General features: G+C 36.2%; 6 protein-coding genes. 1 reads left to right on the top strand and 5 read right to left on the bottom strand.

The genetic code is table 11. The features are described 5' to 3' along the window. Positions 1 to 396: 396 nt before the first annotated feature. Positions 397 to 939 carry a hypothetical protein gene (locus MTBBW1_RS11055; protein WP_080803356.1) on the bottom strand — a complete coding sequence of 181 codons (543 nt, stop codon included), beginning with the start codon at positions 937 to 939 and terminating at the stop codon, positions 397 to 399. Between the two features lie 250 nt (positions 940 to 1189). Here MTBBW1_RS11055 and MTBBW1_RS11050 point away from each other — a divergent pair, with 250 nt between their 5' ends. Continuing rightward, a complete protein-coding gene (locus tag MTBBW1_RS11050) occupies positions 1190 to 2551 on the top strand; it encodes an IS1380 family transposase (protein ID WP_080803353.1) in 1362 nt (453 codons plus the stop codon). 388 nt (positions 2552 to 2939) lie between these two features. On the opposite strand, the gene MTBBW1_RS11045 is transcribed toward MTBBW1_RS11050, so the two are convergent. The 4 genes from MTBBW1_RS11045 to MTBBW1_RS29070 form a co-directional block, all read right to left on the bottom strand. Beyond that, positions 2940 to 3548: a coiled-coil domain-containing protein gene (locus MTBBW1_RS11045; protein ID WP_080803349.1), complete on the bottom strand. Its 609-nt coding sequence runs from the start codon at positions 3546 to 3548 to the stop codon at positions 2940 to 2942. Positions 3549 to 3625: 77 nt separating this feature from the next. Then, entirely contained in the window at positions 3626 to 4012 is a 387-nt protein-coding gene (locus tag MTBBW1_RS11040) for a type II toxin-antitoxin system VapC family toxin (protein WP_080803346.1), read from the bottom strand. Beyond that, positions 4009 to 4242, bottom strand: a complete 234-nt coding sequence (locus tag MTBBW1_RS11035; RefSeq protein WP_080803344.1) for a type II toxin-antitoxin system Phd/YefM family antitoxin — start codon at positions 4240 to 4242, stop codon at positions 4009 to 4011. The genes MTBBW1_RS11040 and MTBBW1_RS11035 overlap by 4 nt, the downstream gene beginning before the upstream one ends. A 422-nt stretch (positions 4243 to 4664) precedes the next feature. Further along, the coding region (locus MTBBW1_RS29070) for a hypothetical protein (RefSeq protein WP_222424042.1) at positions 4665 to 5120 on the bottom strand (456 nt) is incomplete at its 5' end.

Raw genomic sequence — 5120 nt, 5'->3', positions numbered from 1 at the left:
AACTGCCGCCTTAAAAGTGAACCTCGATGTTCGAGTTTTTATAGTTTGACAGCCATTCCGTCCTTGAATAAAATAGAGCAGTTTTTTAGAGGCTTTCCAAAGAAAGTGTTGGCTACATTTTGGGGAAAATTCGACTACTCATATGTTTTGTAGAAGGGTTGAGAGTAATGATACTATCGATGTATGTTTTTAATTGTTACATTTTTTTGATCATTGATTCCATCATGAGCTTTCCAGTCCTCAAAGAAAACCTCTATCAAACAGCGGAAAAAGTATGCTTGGACAATATCCGTAGTCCTCCAGCTACAATCGGATGCCAACTCATATTCTCAATATACACTCTTTTAAGCTTAATATTCAAGTATTTACATCAGCATACTTTTCAAATTACCACCTTTAAATTAATGCCTCACCACGCATAATATCGGCAAATTCTGGATTTTTTTCTGCATATTTTTTCATCACCTGCAACTGACGTTTCAATAGTGAGCCTTCAGAATGGTTCAATTCCAAATTTGTTCTAACTTCACGTTCAAATTGATGGAGTTTTTCCGAAACCGGTTTCATCATGGTGCGTCGATCCCATAGAATATAACCAAAAAGTGCCACAATCAATGCGATCAGGGATGAAAAGAGTACCAACATGGTGTCATTGGCATCAGCCTGCCTTGCACTTAAGTCATCTAATCTTTTGCCAAGGGCTTCCATTCCGGATTTCATCTCGGCTCTCAGTGTTTCCTGACCTGATTTCATTTCGTCTCTGATATCTGTAAGCCTCGTTGAAAGAGCTTCCTGACCTACCTCTAATTTTGAAAGTTTTTCAATGATCTCACGATCTGATATACGAGGGGCAGGTTCCACTGCAAAGGATGATAAAGGGAAAAAAAGATATAAAGATATCAATACAACCATCGTGAAATTTATCACGTTAAACTTCATTTCTATTCTCCTTTTTATCTGCTATTGTAAAATCTTATAATTTAAATTTCAAAAAAGCGGCATCTTTAATATTAATTACTTACTATAAGCACCAGGAAAGGAAAAGACAATAGAAATTGAAATAATGCCTTAAGATATACCTGAATCAGTGGCACAAAAAATGCTATCCATACAATTAAAGGCTTAATATAATTCAATAAATGTGCTATTTTTGAATGCAAAAACCAATCACTTGCGAGGTGAAGAGAAAATGCATTCCACTATTACCATAAAACATGGAAACGAAAAGCTTGTCAGCCAAAGCGGATTACTTCCAGTAGGTGCTTTACTTGAGTATATGCAATTGGCAAAGCGTCTTAAAATAATTCCCGGCGTACACTGTGTAGATCCAACGATACCTCATGGAGACATTCTTTCTTCAATGATTGGGCTAATTTGTACGGGCAAATCTGATTACAGTTCTATTGAAATTTTCAGAGAAGATCAATGGTTCTTTACTAAGGCACTGGGAATTTCAGCCTGTCCGTCTCAATCAACATTACGTCAACGCATTGATTTGATAGGCGAATCAGCCAATAAAATTCTGAAAGACGCATCAGCTGCAATGATTAGAGAAAAAGCACCTGCAATTTCAGGAATCAAAACGTCTGCCGGCTATTTTATTCCTTTGGACATTGATGTCAGCCCTTTTGATAACTCAAAAACGCAAAAAGAAAAAGTTTCCAGGACATATAAGAATTTTGATGACTACGCTCCAATCCTGGCATATTTGGGTAATGAAGGATACTTGGTTGATCTAAAATTAAGAGAAGGTAAGCAGCATTGCCAGAAAAATACCCCTGAATTCATTAGAGAAACCTTAACATATGTTCGTGAAATCACTCAACTGCCTGTTCTTGTCCGATTAGATTCCGGTAACGACAGTCAGGATAATTTTATAATTGGTGATGAGTTTCAAAATATTCATTTTTTAGTTAAAAGGAATTTACGTAAAGAACCTTTAAAGGCGTGGCTGGAATTGGCTCAAAATACAGACAATACAACTTGTACTCGCTACAATAATAAAACAGTCTGGATAGGGCAAACACTGACAGGAATTAAAGGGAACTCATTACCTCATTCAATCACATTCAAAGTGACTGAAAGGTATGAAAAAAAGGGGGAGTTGCTAATGTTTCCGGAGTTGGAAGTAGAAACATATTGGTGTACCCTGTCGGATCTGCCGCCTGGTGAGGTGATCAATCTGTATCATGATCATGGAACCAGCGAACAGTTTCACTCGGAAATAAAAAGTGACCTGGGAGTAGAACGCTTTCCCAGTTGCCATTTTGCCAGCAACAGCCTGATTCTTCATTTGACTCTGCTTGCCTATAATATTCTCCGTATCATCGGGCAGACAAGTATTGAAGGACAAAACGACGAACCTCTTCCATGCAACCGTCACAAACAAGTAACCAGAAGACGCCTTCGCACGGTCATGCAGGATTTGATTTATATGGCAGGACGATTGATTTATAGCAGCAGGCAATGGTTCATTTCGTTTGGTATAATCAATCCATTTGCAAGATTAGCTGATCGCGTCTTGCAACGATTACGTTATTGCCCAGGCTAAGAGCCATTGATCTAAAATTTCAAAAAACAAAAAGGGAATAGTATTCCAAGGGTGAACTGTGTTTTAAATTAGCAATCAATAATAAATGTAACTCAGAGACAACACATTTTATGCTACAACAACATGATTTTTTTAATAGATCAATACTACTAATGCCCCAAAAAAGAAATCATGCTTAAAAGCAAGGTTTATGCCACTGATTCAGGATAAGATAAATATCCCTAAAAATAACATCAAAAAAACAAGTATAATATTTTTTTTGTTTCCAAAGGGATTTGAGCTTGGTGGTAAATATTTCATAGACTCTCTATTATTTCATTTAATAATTCATTTAGATAAAAAACAAAACTTAATAGGATAACTTATTGTTTATTCTCAGGTTTATCTCTCAAATTAATTCTGCTCCCCGCATTATCTCAGCAAATTCAGAATTTTTTCTTGAATACTCTCTCAATACTCTCAACTGCCGCCTTAAAAGAGAACCATCATTATTATGAAAATCCAGATCATTTAAAATCTCACGCTCAAGTCTGTCAACTTTGTCAATTACAGGCTTGACCATGGTACGTCGATCCCAGGCAATATACCCAAACAAAGCGACTATTAAAGTTACAAGGGAACTGAAAAAAACAAGCATTGTCGAATTTGCATCGTCCATTCTTTTACCAAGAGCTTCCTGCCCTGCTTTCATTTCACCTCTCAGTGCTTCCTGGTCTGCTTTCATTTCAGCTCTAAGATCTGACAATCTCATTGAAAGTGCTTCCTGGCCAGCTTTCATTTCAGATCTAAGTGCTTCCTGGTCTGACTTCATTTCAGCTCTAAGATCTGACAACCTCATAGAAAGTGCTTCCTGACCCGCTTCTAATTTAGCAAGCTTTTCAATGATCTCTCTATCTGATATGCGAGGTGCCGGCTCTACTGCAAATGAATAAAATGGTATTGATAAATATAGAAATATCAATAGATGCATTATAAAATTTACCTTATTAAGTCTCATGTTCGTTTCTCCCTGTTTTTATCTCTCATTTAGACTTTTTATATTTTTGCACGCTTAATTATTGGGGCATTTTTGAATTACCATTTCACATTAACTTCATAAAAACCAAAACATGAATCACAGGATAAAATAACCATTGATTCTGTTCGTGCCTGGGCAATCAACATACGATCAAAAGGATCTTTGTGATGCAGAGGAAGCAGAGCAGCCTCAAACGCATGTATGTGACTTATTGAAAGCGATTTGACATCATTTTCTTCAAGCTCTTCAATGATAAAGGTTAAAGGATCATCAGGTAATGGCAGACGTCCAAGTGCATATTTTATTGCAACTTCCCATGAACTTGCTGTACTCCAATACAAATCGTTATTCCCGTTTCCAATCAAATCACAAGCAGTTGGTGAAAGCTTTGGCTCATCAATAATCCACCACAAAAACACATGTGTATCAAGAAGGATCTTCATTTTATAAAGCCTTCTATCAATTCATTGGGAAGCGGTTCAAAAAAATCAAGTGGAACATTCAACTTCCCCTTGGCCGACCCCGGTTTCCGGTTTGTTTTAGAAGATTTAAAAGGAACCAGTTTTGCTACAGGCTCACCATAACGGGCAATTATAATTTCATTGCCTTTCTCAACAGAAACAATCAACTTTGAAAGTTGTGTTTTTGCTTCATGAATATTTATCTGTTGCATTTAAAACCTCATATTTTTAAAATTTAAACTAAGTTAGTTTAATAATTTAAAATCTGAATGTCAAGAATCCGCAATATTTCTACCCAGGATACGAAATTTTACAACTCAATTATTTTTTTCAGTATGAAAACAATGCACGGTAAGCACCTTGTTGCAGCTGAGTAAACACAAGTAAAAAGAGGAATCCTTAATATTCCCTCAAAAGGATTTGATACTTTTTTCAGGCAATTTTTATTTTTGCATAAACCATTCAATCAGATTAAATTACAGAAAAGAATGGGGACAGGTACATAATGTTCAGGACACAAGAACAGAAAGAGAGAAAAGAGAGGACAGATGGTTTACTTGTCCTCTCTACTGTTTTTATTTTCCGGAAAGGGAAAAGGGGGAGAATTTGGAAGCAGTTGGTCAGTTTTTTATTTTCAGTTTTGAACCTGTTGCCACTCTTTTTCCAGTATGTTGTAAATATTTTGCAGTTCATCAATATTTTTCAAAAGCAACTCTTGTTTTGGAGAAACAGGTTGTTTTAGAAATTGTTGGAGCATCTGTATTTTACCTGTAAGTTCACCTTTCTGTAGTCCATTCTGCTCACCTTCCTGCCGTCCTTCCTGCCATCCTTCCTGTTTTCCAAGTAGAAATTGTCCATAATGTTCCGGGTAATTTTCTTTAACAAACATTTCTCTTGTATAAGGCATGTCAATCCCCTCTAAATTATAATGATCATATAGTTTATTCAGATATGTGCTTGTATATTTAAGAAGCCACTTATCTTTTTGCAGTCTTTCTCTACTCTTTATAATCTGCTGGATATTATTAGAGAACAGACCCAATATTGGATGATTGGAGTTTTTTGTAATGATGAATCGTACTGGAGTCAA

Source organism: Desulfamplus magnetovallimortis (genome assembly GCF_900170035.1).
GTDB classification, from domain to species: domain Bacteria; phylum Desulfobacterota; class Desulfobacteria; order Desulfobacterales; family Desulfobacteraceae; genus Desulfamplus; species Desulfamplus magnetovallimortis.
The sequence above is the reverse complement of the archived record's forward strand: the minus strand, read 5'-3'. Positions and strand labels throughout refer to the sequence as shown.

Bases quoted from the DNA above. Each gene is read 5' to 3' on its own strand.
- MTBBW1_RS11045 (WP_080803349.1), bottom strand. From the start codon at position 3,548: ATGAGACTTAATAAGGTAAATTTTATAATGCATCTATTGATATTTCTA.
- MTBBW1_RS11055 (WP_080803356.1), bottom strand. From the start codon at position 939: ATGAAGTTTAACGTGATAAATTTCACGATGGTTGTATTGATATCTTTA.
- MTBBW1_RS11050 (WP_080803353.1), top strand. From the start codon at position 1,190: ATGCATTCCACTATTACCATAAAACATGGAAACGAAAAGCTTGTCAGC.
- MTBBW1_RS11035 (WP_080803344.1), bottom strand. From the start codon at position 4,242: ATGCAACAGATAAATATTCATGAAGCAAAAACACAACTTTCAAAGTTG.
- MTBBW1_RS11040 (WP_080803346.1), bottom strand. From the start codon at position 4,012: ATGAAGATCCTTCTTGATACACATGTGTTTTTGTGGTGGATTATTGAT.